Raw genomic sequence first — 17,520 nt, 5'->3', positions numbered from 1 at the left:
AGATTTGATGAAATAGTAGACTCAAACATCTTCTAATAACAATTTATATAAGGAGCTATTATTTTCAACTAGCTCTGCGAGTGTGTGACGGTCTAACTCTTTCAAAAACTGCTCAATTGCCTGATTTAACACCAGTTTCAGCCGACAAGCTGGGGTAATGTGGCAAAACTCAGCACTACAGTTTACTAATGAAAGTGGCTCTAAAGCACGAACAACCTCACCCACAATGATATCTGTTGCAGGCTTGCCTAAACGGATCCCTCCATTTTTACCGCGAATAGCCTCAACAAAACCTAAATGGCTAAGTTGATTGATAATTTTCACCATATGATTACGTGAGACGCCATAGACTTGTGTCACTTCCGTGATACTCGTCATTTTGCCTTCTGGCAATGAAGCCATATATATCAATGCTCGCAATCCATAATCTGTAAAACTGGTTAATTGCACAATGACCTCTGAAAAGTGGTTTTCCCTATTAAAGTCGTTAAGGGATAAGTAATTATTAATGAGAATATCATTTTATTAAGCAATATTATGTTTAATTTTTGGACATTTAGCAAAGATATGCTCAAAAGTGAGTTATTTCCATCTCTCACTTGACCATTAGCAAAATAATAGCGACATCATAGGCAAAGAAAAAGCGATACTGTCGATTTTCAACAGATCGCTTTTCTATTTTTGGTATTACAACAATAACATTGTCTTATCGTTTTTTACTCGTTACTGATAAAACAGAAGCAAAACCGAGTGTAAAGCTGTCTTATCTTATGTGTGTAACGCGTATTTCTATCTCAATTTAACCAACAAATAGATACGAAAAAATCGCCCCTGTCATTTTCAGGGACGATTTTCACATCAAACCAATTTAATGCAGATTATGCATCAAATGGATGACGGAGAATGATGGTTTCTGAGCGATCTGGACCTGTAGAAACGATATCAACAGGAACGCCTGTTAACTCTTCTACACGTTTGATGTAGTTCAGCGCTGCTTGTGGCAGTTGAGCATGATCTTTCACACCAAAAGTACTTTCGTTCCAACCTGGCATTGATTCATAGATAGGCTCGATACCTTCCCAATCATCTGCAGCTAAAGGTGTTGTATCAATCACTTCGCCGTTTGGTAAGCGATAGCCTACACACAGTTTCACTTCTTTCAAGCCATCTAACACATCCAGTTTCGTCATGCAGAAACCAGACAGTGAGTTGATTTGAACAGCGCGACGAATAGCAATAATATCTAACCAGCCAGTACGACGGCTACGACCTGTGGTTGCACCAAATTCTTGGCCTTTCTCACGTAAGAAGTCACCCACTTCATCAAACAATTCAGTTGGGAATGGACCTGCGCCTACACGCGTAGAGTAAGCTTTGATGATCCCTAATACGTAACCAACATAACGAGGGCCTAAACCTGAACCTGTCGCCACACCACCCGCGGTTGTGTTTGAAGAGGTTACATACGGATAAGTACCGTGGTCGATGTCTAATAAAGTACCTTGTGCACCTTCAAACATCACTAACTCACCGTTTTGTGTTGCTTTATACAGTAAGTCAGAAACATCAACAACCATACCCGTCAGAATATCAGCGATTGCCATGATATCGTCTAAGGTTTTTTGGTAATCAACAGGTTCAACTTTGTAGTAGTTCACCAGTTGGAAGTTATGGTATTCGATGATTTCTTTAAGTTTTTGTGCAAACGCTTTTTTATCAAACAGATCGCCAACACGTAAACCGCGACGAGCAACTTTATCTTCGTAAGCAGGACCGATACCACGGCCTGTTGTACCGATAGCTTTTTCGCCACGCGCTTTCTCACGCGCATTATCTAATGCGATGTGATAAGGAAGGATTAATGGGCAAGCTTCAGACAGAAGTAAACGAGAGCGAACAGGAATGCCACGATCTTCAAGTTGGGTCATTTCCTTCATCAGAGCTTCCGGTGATAAAACGACACCGTTTGCTATGATGCTAACAACATTTTCACGGAGAATGCCTGATGGGATTAAATGAAGAACGGTTTTTTCACCGTCGATGACTAGAGTGTGACCTGCGTTATGGCCACCTTGGTAGCGAACAACATATTTAGCGCGTTCTGTCAGCAAATCGACTATCTTGCCTTTGCCTTCGTCACCCCACTGGGTGCCCAATACGACAACGTTATTACTCATTTCAAAATACACTCGGTTGCTTAAAAAAGGATTCTACCATCTCAATTCAAGAGTTACAGTAGATTTTATCTAATTATGTCATCCCCGCTTTTAAGCAATAGATTATCTTGCCATTGTCAATATTTTTGCCCGAAAAATCCGCACTACAAACGTATTGTGAATTTTATCAACAGTTTTGATCGCAAAAACAGGAAGCAGAGTGACATAAAAGTGAAAATGGCGAAGAAGACGCTTCGGAATTGCCGAAGGTTTATCTTGAAATGCAATTTTCACTTTATACTATCCCAGCTAAAACCATTTTGGAAACCATTAAGCGTAAATTTTCATCTTTTTATACACAATTATTTATTTCCTAGCTTGATCACTCACTTTATCTTATTGATATCAAAAAAAATCCCCCACTTTTTTTAAGGTGGAGGATTTTATTATTTACTCAAATGGTTTAATACATTTGGAAATTACTCTTCGATCGCTCGCGCTTTTGTTGGTGCTTTCATATAGCGTAAGAAATCGCTATCTGGGCTTAACACCATGACGTCATTACCATCTTGGTTAAAGCTCTTCTCATAAGCACGTAAGCTACGAATGAAGGCATAGAAGTCTGGATCTTGGTTGAACGCATCCGCAAACAGTTTAGTCGCTTGAGCATCACCTTCACCACGAAGACGTAATGATTCACGCTCAGACTCAGCCAGAGTCTCTGTTACAGTCTTATCCGCAGCTGCACGAATTTTCACAGCTTGCTCTTGACCTTGTGAGCGGTGACGACGAGCAACGGCCTCACGCTCTGCACGCATACGCTGATAAATCGCTTCAGAAACTTCCATAGGTAAGTTGATTTGCTTGATTCGTACGTCAATCACTTCAATACCTAACGCTGCCATACTGTTCATATTGATAGCAGGCGCTTGCCCTTTAGTTTCTTCAGCCACTTTTTTAGCAGCAATAGCGATTGCATCATCAGCAGCGCTTGAATCACGAGAAGGTGTACCTTCATTCAGTGCATTACGAACATCAATGGTTAAACGACCACGAGAATCCGTAATAATTTGATTTACGCTCATACGACCAATCTCTGAACGTAAACGGTCACTGAATTTACGACGCAGCAATGTTTCTGCTTGCGTTGTATTACCACCACCTGTTGCCAGATAGTAAGTACTGAAATCACTGATACGCCATTTCAGATAAGAATCGACTAATAAGTCTTTATTCTCGCCTGATAAGAAACGGTCTTGCTGGATATTCATAGTTTGAATACGCGCATCCAGTTTTTTCACATTCTCAATAAATGGAATTTTAAAGTGAAGACCTGGTTCATAAACAACAGGTTTATTTTCAGCATCACGTACAACTTTTGCAAAGCGTAAAATAATGCCACGCTCATACTGTTGAACGACAAACACAGAAGAGTACAACAACGCTAAAATAATAACTGCAACAACAGCGATAACTTTACGCATGATTATTGTCCTCCTTGATTGTTGCCGTAAGGCTGACCATAACCGCCATTATTACTACCATATCCACCATTACCATAAGTCGTTGTTGCTGGTTTTTGTGCTGGTGCTGGATTTGCAGTTGGAGCAGGTGCCGTTACACGAGCTGGCGCCTCAAACGTATTTGATGGTGCAGATTGAGATTGCTGACGTAACATTTGCTCTAAAGGCAACACTAACATGCTATTACCTTTATCATTAGCGATGACTTTACGTGTTTTGGATAACACTTTTTCCATCGTTTCAATGTAAAGACGCTCGCGGGTAATTTCAGGCGCAGCACGATATTCAGGTAAGATTTTAGCAAAGCTTGCGACCTCACCTTCTGCTTTCATCACCACACTGGTTTTATAAGCCGTCGCTTCTTCAATCATACGTTGTGCGTTACCTTTTGCTAACGGTAACACTTCGTTTTTATAAGCTTCCGCTTGACGAATTGTTTTTTGTTCTTCTTCACGCGCAGCGATTACGTCATCGAATGCCGCTTTTACCGCTTCTGGTGGGCGAGCAACTTGGAAGTTGACGTCCACAATCGAGATACCCATATTATAAGGACGGATAGTCTCTTCTAATTCTTGACGCGTTTGGTCACGAATCTCTGAACGGTTAGAAGTCAGAATTTTTTCCATTTCTGAACGACCAATAACGCCACGTACTGCACTGTCAGTTGCCTGACCTAAGCTGTTAATTGGTGTTGTCAGGTTAAATAGGAATGTTTCTGGATCGGAGACAACATACTGCACGTTTATCTCAACTTGAACCATATTTTCATCTGACGTTAACATCATGCCACCCGTGGTTAAATCACGGATAGTTTTTACGTTAACAGGCTGAACTTCATCAATGAAAGTCGGTTTCCAGTTCAGACCAGGTTCCACGATTTGGTAAAATTTACCAAAACGAGTCACTACGCCTTGTTCTGCCTCTTTGATGGTATAAAAACCACTTGCAGCCCAAACCACGACAACCGCACCTAATGCAAGAGAAATCAGAAGATTTCCAGCATTGCTACGAGGACCGCCATTTTGCCCAGAAGAGGAGTTTCCACCTTTTTTGCCGCCGAAACCACCAAGCTTTTCACTCAGTTTACGGAACATATCATCGAGATCTGATGCTCCACGATTCCGACCTCCTTGATTGCCGTTGGAGTTACCGTTGCCATCGCCATTATTATTGCCGCTGTTTCGGTTACCCCACGGGTCGCGGTCTTGTCCGTTGTTACCGGGCTGATTCCACGCCATGTTCTAGCTCCATTATTATGATTAGATTTATCAGGCTTAAGAGCCGATTTCGTCGCCAGCTCTCAGTTAATGTTCATTATTATGGCCGAATATCAGACCACGTAATCCAATAAATTTGGTTCCTGCTTGCAAAGGCGGCGCCAGTCTACCATAGGCATACGTATGATTAGCCCAACTTTACCGTCTTTTTCAATCCATTCACGTTCTATTGACTGTAATTGATAAAAACGACTACGTAAGCGCCCTGTATTTTCTGGCGGTAAACGTAATTCAAAGTGTGCGATCTCACCTGAAAGACGTTCTGTCAACGCCTGATACAACAGAGGAATACCTTCGCCTGTTTGTGCAGAAACCCAAACCCTAACGGGTAAGTTTTCTTCATTTCGATCAATTCTTGGAGTGAAATCTTCAAGAAGATCAATTTTGTTCATAACATGCAGTGTTGGTATTTCTTGAGCATCAATCTCTTCTAATACACTTTCAACTGCATGAATATTATCCTCAAAACGACTATCTGCTGCATCAATCACATGAAGAAGTAAGGTTGCTTCTCGTGTTTCTTGCAACGTCGCCTTAAAAGCAGCAACAAGGTCATGAGGTAAATGTCGAATAAATCCAACAGTATCGGCTAATACAACCGTTCCCACGTCATCGACTTGAATACGTCTTAGTGTCGGATCTAATGTTGCAAAGAGCTGATCTGCTGCATACACATCAGAACAGGTAATATGATTAAATAAACTCGATTTTCCTGCATTCGTGTAACCAACAAGGGATAATGTTGGAATATCAGCTTTACTCCGCGCTTGTCGTCCTTGTTCACGCTGACGCTCAACTCTACCCAATCGCATTAGAATTTGACTAATTTTACCCCGGAGTAAGCGGCGGTCTGTTTCTAGCTGAGTTTCGCCTGGTCCTCGTAACCCAATCCCCCCTTTTTGTCTTTCAAGGTGAGTCCACCCTCTGACTAAACGGGTTGATAAGTGACGTAACTGGGCAAGTTCTACCTGTAGCTTTCCTTCATGGGTTCTTGCTCTTTGAGCAAAGATATCAAGGATAACTCCCGTGCGATCAACCACTCGGCATTCACAAAGTCTTTCCAGATTTCGTTCTTGTGCAGGTGTCAGTGCATGATTAAATAAAACAACATCTGCACCACTTGCTTTTACAGACTCGGCAATTTCTTCTGCCTTACCTTCCCCCACATAATATTTAGGATGAGGTGCTTTACGATTTCCTGTAATAATCTGAACTGGTTTCACACCCGCAGATGTCACCAAAGATTCAAATTCTTGCAAATCATCAACGTCCTTTTCTTGAGAAAAGAAGACGTGCACTAAAACGGCTAATTCGCCACCTTCATAACGATCAAACAAAGGCGAAACCCCTTGGACTTTATAAAAACAGGAAAAAACATAGGTAAAGTCTCCCTACCTATGTTTTTATTATATCAAGAATAATATTGGATTATTATTCTGCAACATCATCCTGCTGAGCAGCGCCACCATTGTAGCCTGTACCAGTTTGGTTCGTGCCTGTGTTGCTATGATGAGAAACAGGACGCGAAGGTACCACGGTAGAGATAGCATGTTTATATACCATCTGACTTACTGTGTTTTTCAGCAAAATAACAAATTGGTCAAAAGATTCGATCTGACCCTGCAATTTAATGCCGTTTACCAAATAGATAGAAACGGGAACCCTTTCACGACGTAATGCGTTCAGGAAAGGATCTTGCAAAGATTGCCCCTTAGCCATTCTATGTTTTCCTTATTTTGTTGTTTTATATTAGAACCCAATTGGTTCGAAAAATGAACTACTCAAAAATTGCGCTTTGGCAACTATCAATTTTACACAAACCTACCATCTATGCACTAACTACCTGCAAAACAGTGTCAAGAGATTGTTTTGGATCTTCACTATCAAGCCAGTGAATGTCATTCCAACCTCTTAACCAGGTGATTTGTCGCTTCGCTAATTGCCGGGTAGCGCAGATCCCTCGATAAACCATCTCATCATAATCTATTTCGCCTGATAAATATGACCACATCTGGCGATAACCGACACAACGTACAGAAGGTAGATCTTCATGCAGATCGCCCCGTTCATATAATGATTTTACTTCATCTTCAAATCCACACGTTAACATCTGTTTAAAACGGGCTTCAATGCGTTGGTGAAGAACATTTCTATCTTTCGGAGCAATCGCAAATTGATAAACATCATAAGGCAAAGACTCGCCTGATATTTTGGTCAATTCCGTCATTGTCTTACCTGAAATCAGGTAAACTTCTAGCGCACGAGAAAGCCGTTGAGGATCATTAGGATGGATCCGTTGTGCTGCAACGGGATCAACTAATGCTAACTCTTTATGTATTGCCTCCCACCCCTGTTCTGCTGCTTTTTTTTCTATTTCAGCACGAACATCCGAATTAGCACTGGGTAGAGGCGATAGACCTTCAAGTAACGCTTTAAAATATAGCATAGTCCCACCCACTAATAGTGGAATTCGCCCAGATGCCGTAATTTCTTCCATGGCATTTAATGCATCACGTCGAAAATCTGCAGCAGAATAGGGAAATGCAGGGTCCAGAATATCAATTAATCGATGTGGAGCAAGCGATTGCTCGTTCGCATCCGGCTTTGCTGTACCGATATCCATACCACGATAGATAAGAGCTGAATCCACGCTAATAATATCTACAGGCAGTTTTTGTCTCAGCGCAATTGCTAATGCCGTTTTACCTGATGCGGTAGGCCCCATTAGAAAAATTGCTTTAGGTTTTATTTGCGTGTTCACATCGCTCATTATTTAATGCCACTACCACCGGTTGTAAATCAATTAATTGTAATAAGTTTTTTGCTGGCTGTCTGACATATTGAGGACAAAGTCTTTCAATATCAGCCAATAGTCCTACTGCTTGAGCTTGCGACCACTGCGCCTGCTCTACTCCTAATTGTTTTGCGAACCACTGTCCAAGTTGTTGCTCAGTACAAGTTTGCTCTGCTGACAAATAGGCTAATAATGCTGTCAGTAACACGGGTAAATTTTGCTCGCGCAAAGGCAACGACACCGCATGTATTGTTGCTTTACCGTGAGAAATTTCGATAACGATCCCGAAATGACTAATTAGCGATTGAAACTGATTGAATACACTAATCTCCTCTTTACTCAATGCCAACTTTAAAGGCACTAGCAAAGGTTGTGGCTTCAATGTTTCATCTTTAGGCAGTAATTGCGCACATTTTAACAGAAAATCAGCTTCTTCCAATGACAACAGCCCAAGACCTTGTGAAGATTCTATTAACGCATATTTGTGCTGATAAATTGCCAATACTCGCCCAAAAGTATAATCAGTTTGCCCCTCTTTCGCATTGACGGAACGCGGCATCACCGAAATAGCATCGCCTTCGATATTATTAGTTGTATGAACGATTTCACCTAAATTCAATGGGGCACGGTCAGGAAATAGGGGTATTTTCTCTTTATCTTTTGATGTAGATACACTTTCCTGCATCATTTTTTGATAAAGCGCACCTTGTGTCCGTTGATAGCTTTCACCAAACTGACGGCGATCGCCAAATTGAGAGGCTTGCTTTTGATGTAAGTTATTGTTGTACTCTCGTTCACTGTATTGGTGTGATGATGTATTTGACGGAGTTTGAGCTACTGGCGCTTGATAAGGCTGAGAAAATACGTTTTCACCTGCAACTTGGCGATTTTCAGGGAAGTTTAACGCGGTTTCATGTTCTTCTTCGTCATCTGAAATCAGTGATAAAGGCTCTTGCGTTGCTTGTCGTAAAACACTCAACACGCCTTGATAGATAAAATCATGAACCAAACGAGATTCATGGAAGCGAACTTCATGTTTAGCAGGATGGACGTTAACATCGACTTGGTGAGGATCAACACTTAAATACAAGATGTAAGAAGGTTGCTGTTCCCCTTGTAAATATCCTTCATAAGCTTGGCGAATAGCATGATTAATCAACCTATCACGCATCATTCGTCCATTCACATAACAATACTGAATTTCACTACTTTGCACTGGTGATAAAGGGTGTTCTACCCAGCCTTTTATTGCTAAATCACCATGTTCCCACGATAACTGCATTGATTGATTGACAAAATTATTACCACAAATCGCACTCAAACGGCGATTTTGCTGACTTTCATCTTTCGCTGCACGGTATTGCCGAACACGTTTACCGTTATGGGTAAGATTGATAGAGACGTCAAAGCGCGATAACGCAATGCGGCGTACCACTTCATCAATATGTGCAAACTCTGTTTTTTCAGTACGTAAAAATTTACGTCTTGCAGGCGTATTATAAAAGAGATCAAGCACTTCAACTGTACTTCCGATAGGATGAGCAGCAGGTTTAACGGTGACTGCCATATCTCTACCTTCGGCGTAAGCTTGCCATGCTTCTTCTTGATCTTGAGTACGTGATGTCAGCGTTAAACGGGAAACTGAGCTAATACTCGCTAATGCTTCTCCACGAAAGCCCATACTCATTATGGCTTCGAGATCGTCAAGACTTGATATTTTGCTAGTTGCATGGCGAGCAAGTGCTAACTTCAAATCATCACGATTGATACCACTTCCATTATCACGGATACGGATAAGCTTAGCGCCACCTTTATCGATATCAATATCAATCGACGTTGCGCCTGCGTCTAAACTATTTTCCAGCAACTCTTTAACAACAGAGGCGGGTCTTTCAACAACTTCCCCTGCGGCAATTTGGTTTGCAAGCTGAGGAGGTAATAAATTTATCGCCATTACCTTTATTCCATTCTACTCAATCAATTAGGCGCGTTTTGTAAAGGATGTGCCAGAAAATAATTTCTTAAACCCGCGTGAATAGATGCCGCAAGTTTCTCTTGATAAGCATCAGAAATCAGTAATTGCTCTTCTGACGCGTGACTGATAAAGCCTGTTTCAACTAAAATTGAAGGAATATCAGGCGAACGTAAAACACCTAAGCTCGCATGCTCTGGTGTTTTTTTATGTAATGAACCGACTTTTCTTAATTCAGACAATACAGCAACAGCAACGTCATAGCCCACTCGCTGTGAATTACCAAACTGCAAATCGAGTACTGTTTGACTTAAATAAGGATCAGCGCCATCTAATGCATCACCCGCACCACCGAGTAATTCAGATTGTTTCTCACTTTGTTCAAGCCACTTACCTAATTCACTGTTTGCACGACGATTAGAAAGTACCCATACAGAGGCCCCTCTTGCACTACGATTGGGTGCTGAGTCTGCATGTATAGACACTAACATATTCGCACTTTGCTTACGGGCAACTTCAGAGCGCCCTGCAACTGAGATAAAATAATCACCACTACGTGTTAGAACAGGTTTAAACATAGGATCATTACGTAAGCGAGCTTCCAACTTCCTTGCCACACTTAATGTCACGTCTTTTTCACGATTACCTTTCTGGCCAATCGCTCCCGGATCTTGCCCACCATGACCCGCATCTATCGCAATAATAATTTGGCGAGAGCCTGCTTGTGGTTTTGATGATGTAGTGCGTGGTTTTACAATAGGAGCTACTGGCGTAACCTCAGGTGTCGGCTTGGTCATTAAAGGCGCCATTTCCCTATTGCTATTTGAATTTGATGTATTTGTACTTGATGTAGTTGCTGTTGCTGTCGGTGATAACGCAACAACACTTACTGTTGATTGGGTATTGCTATTTTGACGACCATTTATCGCTTTGATAGTAAGTACCAACTTATAGCCACTACTGACATTCATCAAACTCTCAGTCACCACGACAGGCTGAGCAAGCTCAACAACCATACTTTGGTATTGGCTATCTTTTGATTGCGTTGAGCGAATTTTATGGACTAACTGCCCATTGCCTAATGTTGCCGGTAATCCCGTAATTTTTGTGCTCTGCTTAAAATCCATCACCAAACGGTCAGGACTTTTTAATGAGTAATATCGATAACTAGGCTTCCCATCACTAAAAGTGAATGTGAGGGTTGTTGCTGAAATACCGTTTTCTGCTTTTACTTCTGTCACAGTAGCGGCTTGTGCTGCTTGCACAAAAAATAAAGACAAAACAACCAACAGAAAGGCAACAACATAGCGCTGACTTTGACTCACAATGGTGATGAGACTCAACATAATCAATATTCCTTTATGCAGACTGAATACGGGATAAAACAGTATTCCCTCTTTGTGAAAGGGCAACAAAACGCGCTTTTCGACCCTCATCTTCGTAGCTTAAATGAAGTTCTACATCAGCGTTAGGTAAAAAGCCTTCACCTTGCGATGGCCATTCAATAAGGCATAACGCGTCTTGCTCAAAATAGTCGCGTATTCCCATAAATTCCAGCTCTTCGGCAGAGGCTAAACGATAAAGATCAAAATGATAAACGGGATTTGGCGAGAGCATATAAGGCTCAACTAATGTATATGTTGGGCTTTTAACATGCCCTTGATGGCCAAGCGCTTGTAAAAAGCCTCGGCTAAAGGTTGTTTTTCCAGCGCCAAGATCGCCATATAAATAAATGATCAATCCGCTATGATTAGTTGCCATTGCAACAGTACGCCCGAGTTCAACTGTTGCCGCTTCATCTTCTAATGTAACAACCCATTCTTTCATATTTATATAATCTATTGTTAAGTTATAACGGCTTAATAAAGTGAGATCGTTGGAGAACATCAAATACTAAGCTTTATATGTTTTCTTAAGGCAAATAGTTATCGAAATCACTATCAAATAACCATACCATAAATCTATTTATTGCGAGGATTTTTCCTACTGCCTCACTATGATACACTGCGCGCTCTTAGGACTCACCCCTTACCTATTGATTCGGTTTATTCATGTCATCACTCGATCTTAATCTTCTCGCTCAAAACATTAAATTATGGGGTTCTGAGCTAGGTTTTCAACAAACAGGAATATGTGATACTGACTTATCGCTTGAAGAGCCTCGCCTGCAAGCGTGGTTAGATAAGCAATATCATGGTGAAATGGCATGGATGGAAAAGTATGGAATGACACGAGCCAGACCTCATGAACTGGTTCCGGGTACATTACGCGTAATCAGTATCAGAATGAATTATCTCCCTACAGATGCGGCTTTTGCTCGAACCTTAAATAATCCAGAGCAAGGCTATATCAGTCGTTATGCACTGGGTCGAGATTATCACAAAGTATTAAGACAGCGTCTTAAAAAACTCGGTGAAAGAATTTCACAATATTGTCAGCAATTTGAATATCAAGGGGTCGTCAACTTTCGTCCATTTGTTGATTCAGCACCTATCATGGAGCGCCCATTAGCCGTTAAGGCTGGACTTGGCTGGGTTGGTAAACACTCACTTGTTATTAACAATCAAGCAGGCTCTTGGTTTTTCCTTGGTGAACTACTGATTGATTTGCCATTGCCTACTGATAGCCCAGTTGAAGAACAATGCGGTAAATGTGTCGCCTGTATAACAACCTGTCCGACAGGTGCCATTGTTGAACCTTATACTATTGATGCTCGTCGCTGTATTTCTTATCTTACTATCGAACTCGATGGTGCTATTCCCGAAGAATTTCGCCCTCTAATGGGTAATCGTATTTATGGTTGTGATGATTGCCAGCTTATCTGCCCTTGGAATCGTTTTTCATCACTGACTGATGAAGAAGATTTCTCCCCAAGAAGAGCGCTTCATACCCCAGAATTACTCGATCTCTTTCAATGGCGTGAAGATAAATTTCTGCGTATCACAGAAGGTTCCCCGATCCGTCGTATCGGCTATTTACGTTGGCTTAGAAATATTAGCGTGGCGTTAGGAAATGCACCTTATCAAGATAAAATTATACTTGCCTTGCAAGAACGCTTTGGATTGAGTGATGTTTTAGATGAACATTTAAACTGGGCAATTGCACAACAGACAGCGAAGAGAAATGAAAAAGAAGTGAAAATACAGACTTCACAACAAAAACGCTTAGTAAGGGCGATAACTAAAGGCTTACCTCGCGACGCTTAATTTTTAACAGAATAAACGCATTACGAGTAACTATTAGTTTCCTCTGTGAATAAAATAAAAATCCCTTGCCTATCAATATGAAAAAAAAATTCAAGCGAACTAAGACTCAAAATTTAAAAAATTAAAATAAACTTAATTATCAATTAGATATAAAATCCAATCGATTTATTGAAGAGAATAATATCCTTATCACTGAAGGATACATGCTTGTGGATAACTCTGTGCAGTAAAAAAATAAATAGTGCTTAGATGCGATGGTTATTAGCATCTCACTGTGGATAAATCGATTTGGGAAGATTTTAAGAATAGTAGAATATATACCACGTTTTTTTAAAGAAAAGCCTGATAAACCCTTTTCTTTTTCTAAAATACTATTCAATGCATGTTTAACAGAATAAAGGCCTAAAACCTAAAAAATGATCTTGCCTCTAATTTCCCCTCTAAATGAGGAAAGGCGCACATTCTAGTGCTGTCAAAATAGAAATGCAAGCAAAGATCAAAGATAGATCACAAAAAAATAGCTTGATCTTACGCACAGTCATCACATTTTTCTTTTTGAACAATAATCTCTCACACTCTCTTTGCGAGTATTAAGTAAAATCCCTTAATCTGCACCCTAACACAGTGTAGTCGATATTTTAAAAAGCGAGAGAGTAAATGAAGATTTTTTTGGTTATATTTTAGGCTACACATTATTAGACTAGCGAACATAGTCTTTTTTTGGTCTAAATTAAGACTTAATTTATGGAGGTGAATATGCGTTATTCAGAACAAATTAAACCAATTAGCTATTTAAAAGCCAATATGGCTGAAGTAATGGTAAAACTTACCGAATCTGGCTCCCCTATGATTATTACTCAAAATGGCGAAGCTAAAGCAGTCATTCAAGATATTGAATCTTATGAAGAAACTCAGGAGACGTTAGCTTTACTGAAAATATTAGCATTAGGTCAACAACAAGTTGAATCAGGCGAAGTCAGTGATATAAAAAGTGTTGTTCAGCGTTTAAAAAATAAAAGGAAGTAAAAAGAATGGCATCATACAAGGTCGTAGTTACTAAAGATGCCGAGGCAGATTTAGAAAACATTCATAACTATATTTCTGAACATGACTGCCCAGAAAATGCGGATTATGTATTAGATGAGTTACTAGCAATAGCAGACAATTTAACTAACTTTCCAATGGAGGGAACTGCGCCTAATGAATTGCTAACGTTAGGTATTCGTGAATTTCGGCAAATTCTATTTAAACCCTATCGGGTGATCTACAGAGTATTAGGACAACAAATTATTATTTACGTCATTACTGATGGTAGACGAGATATGAAAGCGCTAGTTAGCCGTAGACTATTAGGATAACGTATTGATTTTTTTGATTAGAAGAATAAAAACTGGAAGAGAAAAACTTGGAGCGGGAAACGAGACTCGAACTCGCGACCCCAACCTTGGCAAGGTTGTGCTCTACCAACTGAGCTATTCCCGCATTTGGTAAGTTTTGACAATGATTAGTAAAAGATTTGGAGCGGGAAACGAGACTCGAACTCGCGACCCCAACCTTGGCAAGGTTGTGCTCTACCAACTGAGCTATTCCCGCGTCGCATAACACTACTAATAATTGTCTAAGAAAGATTGGAGCGGGAAACGAGACTCGAACTCGCGACCCCAACCTTGGCAAGGTTGTGCTCTACCAACTGAGCTATTCCCGCGTCTTTCTTACACCCGTACAAACGAAATTCTTCATCGGTACGGGAAGCGCATTATACGAGAAAAATGCTTAACCGCAAGCCCTTATCAACAAAAAAATACGTTTTTTTGATTACATGCCGATAAAATCATCACAATGATGCAATATCAATCATGAATGCCCACTTTTTACTCTTTAATAAAGGTTCTACGATAATAAGCAAGCTCTGCAATGGATTCACGAATATCATCCAATGCCTGATGAGTATTCTTTTTTTCAAAACCTTCTAAAATTTCAGGTTTCCAGCGACGAGCTAATTCTTTTAATGTGCTCACATCAAGATAACGATAGTGAAAATATTGCTCTAGCTCTGGCATATAACGGTATAGAAAACGTCTATCTTGCCCCACACTATTACCACAGATAGGTGATACGCCTTTTGGTACCCATTTTTCTAGGAATTCAATTGTCGCTTTTTGTGCTGAATTATCATCATATGAACTGGCTTTTACGCGCTCAACTAAGCCACTTCCTGTATGGGTACGTGTATTCCATTCATCCATTAAGCTTAATTGCTCATCAGATTGATGTACTGCAATTACAGGGCCTTCGGCTAAAATATTAAGTTGAGGATCTGTCACGATAGTGGCAATTTCGATGATACGGTCATATTCAGGATCAAGACCTGTCATTTCCAGATCTATCCAGATCAGATTGTTCTCGCTTTTTGACATAATATATCCTAGCTGTTTCTAAGTGTGAGACATGATATTTTAGCGTTTATCATAGCGCGTTTACTCAATAAGCACGACAGAAGAACATCTAACCGAATAATACAAGTGAGGATCGGTGACAAAACGTAAATTATCTAAAGGCCAGCAACGCCGAGTACAAGAAAATCATAAAAAGCGTTTGCAAAGCAAAGAGAAAAAAAACCACGTTGAATTAGACGATACACAACTAGGCGAAGCGACCGAAGGCTTAGTGATCAGCCGTTTTGGTCAACATGCCGATATCGAAGCTGCTGACGGCACCATTACACGCTGCAATATTCGACGCACAATTTCATCACTGGTAACGGGTGATAAAGTTGTTTGGCGTCCTGCGCTACAAACACAAGAAAATGTCCGCGTAAATGGCATTGTAGAAGCCGTACACGAACGAACTTCAGTGCTGACCCGTCCTGACTATTATGATGGTATTAAGCCTATTGCCGCAAATATCGATCAAATTATTATCGTTTCGGCTATTTTGCCTGAACTTTCTTTAAATATTATCGACCGTTACCTTGTAGCATGTGAAACGTTAAATGTTGAGCCTCTGATTGTGCTCAATAAAATCGATATGTTAGATGAAGAAAGCCGTAAGACGGTTAGTGAATGGATGCAGACTTATAAAGATATTGGTTATCGTGTTCTTGAAGTCTCTAGCTATACCAAAGAAGGATTAGAAGCACTGACCCAAGAACTTATCGGACGCATCTCTATTTTTGCTGGTCAATCCGGTGTAGGTAAATCAAGTTTACTTAACACGCTGTTACCCCCAATGGAAGAAAGCATTGTTGTTAATCAAGTCTCTGATAACTCCGGTTTAGGCCAACATACCACAACAGCATCACGCCTTTACCATTTTCCACAAGGCGGAGATGTCATTGACTCTCCGGGTGTGCGTGAGTTTGGTTTATGGCACTTAACGCCAGAACAAGTCACGAAAGGGTTTATTGAATTCAGACCGTACCTTGGTGGTTGTAAATTCCGCGATTGCAAGCATTTAGACGATCCGGGTTGCTTAATTAGTAAAGCAGTAAGAAACAACGAAATTGCAGAAACACGATTTGAAAACTACCATCGAATTTTAGAAAGTATGAGTCAGGTGAAAGTTCGTAAGAACATTAATTTAGACTCTTAATAATTGATTCACTGACAACCCTATTAAGGGTGGGTACAATAGACCCCTTTTGTCTATTTTTTATCGTTTAATCCCAGAGGTTGCCATTTTGGACAAGCTAAAAATTAAACTACAGTATTTATTGCCTAAATTATGGCTAACACAGTTAGCAGGTTGGTTCGCAAATAAAAAAGCGGGTATCATCACCCAGTTTGTTATCAAGACTTTTGCGAAAGCTTATAAAGTCGATATGAATGAAGCGAAAGACAGCCAGTTCCAAGCTTATTCTACATTCAATGACTTTTTTATTCGTACTTTAAAAGACGGTGCTCGCCCTATCATTGAAGGTGATGACAAACTTGCATTACCGGCTGATGGTGCAGTAAGCCAACTTGGCCTAATTCAAGATGATCAAATCTTGCAAGCCAAAGGGCATCACTACACCCTTGAAGCATTACTTGCGGGTAATTTTATGTTGGCAGATAAGTTCCGTAATGGTCAGTTTATTACAACATATCTTTCGCCTCGTGATTACCACCGTGTTCATATGCCTTGCGATGGTTTATTAAAAGAGATGATTTATGTTCCAGGCGATCTCTTCTCTGTTAATCCATTAACAGCAGCTAATGTCCCTAACTTATTTGCACGTAATGAACGTATTATCTGCCTTTTTGAAACTCAATTTGGTCCAATGATACAAATTCTGGTTGGTGCAACAATTGTCGGTAGTATTGAAACGGTTTGGTGTGGCATGGTAACGCCACCTCGTGAAGGTATTATTAAACGCTGGACATACCCTCAAGCGGAGAAAGCAGGAGCAATATTCCTGAAAAAAGGTGAAGAAATGGGTCGATTTAAGTTAGGCTCAACGGTCATCAATCTTTTCCCAGAAAATACCGTTCAGTTGAATAAAGATCTTATGAATGGCTCCGTTACATTAATGGGGGAACAACTGGGTTCCATCATCAATGTCGCTGGTAATGACAATAATGCCATCAGTGAATAACACGTAATTCGGAGTA

At 40.5% G+C, this 17,520-nt stretch carries 16 protein-coding genes and 3 tRNA genes; 5 read left to right on the top strand and 14 right to left on the bottom strand.

Annotation, left to right across the window (positions count from 1 at the left end):
• Positions 1 to 21: 21 nt before the first annotated feature.
• The 10 genes from nsrR to tsaE form a co-directional block, all read right to left on the bottom strand.
• Entirely contained in the window at positions 22 to 450 is a 429-nt protein-coding gene (nsrR, locus tag B6258_RS17630) for a nitric oxide-sensing transcriptional repressor NsrR (RefSeq protein WP_036914714.1), read from the bottom strand.
• Between the two features lie 428 nt (positions 451 to 878).
• Positions 879 to 2,177 (bottom strand): adenylosuccinate synthase, encoded by a 1,299-nt coding sequence (locus B6258_RS17625; protein WP_099076371.1) that lies wholly within the window; start codon positions 2,175 to 2,177, stop codon positions 879 to 881.
• 458 nt (positions 2,178 to 2,635) lie between these two features.
• Positions 2,636 to 3,640, bottom strand: coding sequence for a protease modulator HflC (gene hflC / locus B6258_RS17620; RefSeq protein ID WP_075672791.1), 1,005 nt, complete (start codon positions 3,638 to 3,640; stop codon positions 2,636 to 2,638).
• Positions 3,641 to 3,642: 2 nt separating this feature from the next.
• On the bottom strand, positions 3,643 to 4,917 hold the full coding sequence (hflK, locus tag B6258_RS17615) for an FtsH protease activity modulator HflK (protein ID WP_099076370.1): 1,275 nt from the start codon (positions 4,915 to 4,917) through the stop codon (positions 3,643 to 3,645).
• A 92-nt stretch (positions 4,918 to 5,009) separates the two neighbouring features.
• Positions 5,010 to 6,293 carry a ribosome rescue GTPase HflX gene (gene hflX, locus B6258_RS17610; protein WP_099076369.1) on the bottom strand — a complete coding sequence of 428 codons (1,284 nt, stop codon included), beginning with the start codon at positions 6,291 to 6,293 and terminating at the stop codon, positions 5,010 to 5,012.
• 94 nt (positions 6,294 to 6,387) lie between these two features.
• Positions 6,388 to 6,675 (bottom strand): RNA chaperone Hfq, encoded by a 288-nt coding sequence (hfq, locus tag B6258_RS17605; protein WP_075672788.1) that lies wholly within the window; start codon positions 6,673 to 6,675, stop codon positions 6,388 to 6,390.
• Between the two features lie 109 nt (positions 6,676 to 6,784).
• On the bottom strand, positions 6,785 to 7,726 hold the full coding sequence (gene miaA, locus B6258_RS17600; protein WP_099076368.1) for a tRNA (adenosine(37)-N6)-dimethylallyltransferase MiaA: 942 nt from the start codon (positions 7,724 to 7,726) through the stop codon (positions 6,785 to 6,787).
• Entirely contained in the window at positions 7,695 to 9,704 is a 2,010-nt protein-coding gene (mutL, locus tag B6258_RS17595) for a DNA mismatch repair endonuclease MutL (protein WP_099076367.1), read from the bottom strand. The genes miaA and mutL overlap by 32 nt, the downstream gene beginning before the upstream one ends.
• Positions 9,705 to 9,727: 23 nt before the next feature.
• Positions 9,728 to 11,068 (bottom strand): N-acetylmuramoyl-L-alanine amidase, encoded by a 1,341-nt coding sequence (locus B6258_RS17590; protein ID WP_099076366.1) that lies wholly within the window; start codon positions 11,066 to 11,068, stop codon positions 9,728 to 9,730.
• 13 nt (positions 11,069 to 11,081) lie between these two features.
• Entirely contained in the window at positions 11,082 to 11,549 is a 468-nt protein-coding gene (gene tsaE, locus B6258_RS17585) for a tRNA (adenosine(37)-N6)-threonylcarbamoyltransferase complex ATPase subunit type 1 TsaE (protein ID WP_099076397.1), read from the bottom strand.
• 224 nt (positions 11,550 to 11,773) lie between these two features.
• Between tsaE and queG the strand changes: the two genes are divergently transcribed.
• The 3 genes from queG to B6258_RS17570 all read left to right on the top strand — a co-directional run bounded on the left by queG (position 11,774) and on the right by B6258_RS17570 (position 14,286).
• Positions 11,774 to 12,928 (top strand): tRNA epoxyqueuosine(34) reductase QueG, encoded by a 1,155-nt coding sequence (gene queG, locus B6258_RS17580; protein ID WP_099076365.1) that lies wholly within the window; start codon positions 11,774 to 11,776, stop codon positions 12,926 to 12,928.
• Between the two features lie 756 nt (positions 12,929 to 13,684).
• Positions 13,685 to 13,954, top strand: a complete 270-nt coding sequence (locus B6258_RS17575) for a type II toxin-antitoxin system Phd/YefM family antitoxin (RefSeq protein ID WP_099076364.1) — start codon at positions 13,685 to 13,687, stop codon at positions 13,952 to 13,954.
• Between the two features lie 5 nt (positions 13,955 to 13,959).
• A complete protein-coding gene (locus B6258_RS17570; protein WP_099076363.1) occupies positions 13,960 to 14,286 on the top strand; it encodes a type II toxin-antitoxin system RelE/ParE family toxin in 327 nt (108 codons plus the stop codon).
• A gap of 48 nt (positions 14,287 to 14,334) precedes the next feature.
• On the opposite strand, the gene B6258_RS17565 is transcribed toward B6258_RS17570, so the two are convergent.
• The 4 genes from B6258_RS17565 to orn form a co-directional block, all read right to left on the bottom strand.
• Positions 14,335 to 14,410: transfer RNA gene (locus B6258_RS17565), tRNA-Gly, on the bottom strand.
• A gap of 35 nt (positions 14,411 to 14,445) precedes the next feature.
• Positions 14,446 to 14,521, bottom strand: a tRNA-Gly gene (locus tag B6258_RS17560).
• 36 nt (positions 14,522 to 14,557) lie between these two features.
• Positions 14,558 to 14,633: transfer RNA gene (locus B6258_RS17555), tRNA-Gly, on the bottom strand.
• Positions 14,634 to 14,799: 166 nt separating this feature from the next.
• Complete coding sequence (orn, locus tag B6258_RS17550; protein WP_099076362.1) at positions 14,800 to 15,345, bottom strand: oligoribonuclease; 546 nt, start codon at positions 15,343 to 15,345, stop codon at positions 14,800 to 14,802.
• A 115-nt stretch (positions 15,346 to 15,460) separates the two neighbouring features.
• Between orn and rsgA the strand changes: the two genes are divergently transcribed.
• Both rsgA and asd read left to right on the top strand, forming a co-directional pair.
• On the top strand, positions 15,461 to 16,519 hold the full coding sequence (gene rsgA, locus B6258_RS17545; protein WP_099076361.1) for a small ribosomal subunit biogenesis GTPase RsgA: 1,059 nt from the start codon (positions 15,461 to 15,463) through the stop codon (positions 16,517 to 16,519).
• Between the two features lie 88 nt (positions 16,520 to 16,607).
• Positions 16,608 to 17,504: an archaetidylserine decarboxylase gene (gene asd / locus B6258_RS17540; RefSeq protein WP_099076396.1), complete on the top strand. Its 897-nt coding sequence runs from the start codon at positions 16,608 to 16,610 to the stop codon at positions 17,502 to 17,504.
• Positions 17,505 to 17,520 lie beyond the last annotated feature (16 nt).

It is taken from the genome of Proteus alimentorum (assembly GCF_002607735.1).
GTDB lineage: Bacteria > Pseudomonadota > Gammaproteobacteria > Enterobacterales > Enterobacteriaceae > Proteus > Proteus alimentorum.
Note: the sequence above shows the minus strand (reverse complement) of the source record. Positions and strands in the feature narration are given on the sequence as shown.

Bases quoted from the DNA above. Each gene is read 5' to 3' on its own strand.
- B6258_RS17625 (WP_099076371.1), bottom strand. From the start codon at position 2,177: ATGAGTAATAACGTTGTCGTATTGGGCACCCAGTGGGGTGACGAAGGC.
- hflC (WP_075672791.1), bottom strand. From the start codon at position 3,640: ATGCGTAAAGTTATCGCTGTTGTTGCAGTTATTATTTTAGCGTTGTTG.
- hflK (WP_099076370.1), bottom strand. From the start codon at position 4,917: ATGGCGTGGAATCAGCCCGGTAACAACGGACAAGACCGCGACCCGTGG.
- hfq (WP_075672788.1), bottom strand. From the start codon at position 6,675: ATGGCTAAGGGGCAATCTTTGCAAGATCCTTTCCTGAACGCATTACGT.
- miaA (WP_099076368.1), bottom strand. From the start codon at position 7,726: ATGAGCGATGTGAACACGCAAATAAAACCTAAAGCAATTTTTCTAATG.
- mutL (WP_099076367.1), bottom strand. From the start codon at position 9,704: ATGGCGATAAATTTATTACCTCCTCAGCTTGCAAACCAAATTGCCGCA.
- B6258_RS17590 (WP_099076366.1), bottom strand. From the start codon at position 11,068: ATGTTGAGTCTCATCACCATTGTGAGTCAAAGTCAGCGCTATGTTGTT.
- tsaE (WP_099076397.1), bottom strand. From the start codon at position 11,549: ATGAAAGAATGGGTTGTTACATTAGAAGATGAAGCGGCAACAGTTGAA.
- queG (WP_099076365.1), top strand. From the start codon at position 11,774: ATGTCATCACTCGATCTTAATCTTCTCGCTCAAAACATTAAATTATGG.
- B6258_RS17575 (WP_099076364.1), top strand. From the start codon at position 13,685: ATGCGTTATTCAGAACAAATTAAACCAATTAGCTATTTAAAAGCCAAT.
- B6258_RS17570 (WP_099076363.1), top strand. From the start codon at position 13,960: ATGGCATCATACAAGGTCGTAGTTACTAAAGATGCCGAGGCAGATTTA.
- orn (WP_099076362.1), bottom strand. From the start codon at position 15,345: ATGTCAAAAAGCGAGAACAATCTGATCTGGATAGATCTGGAAATGACA.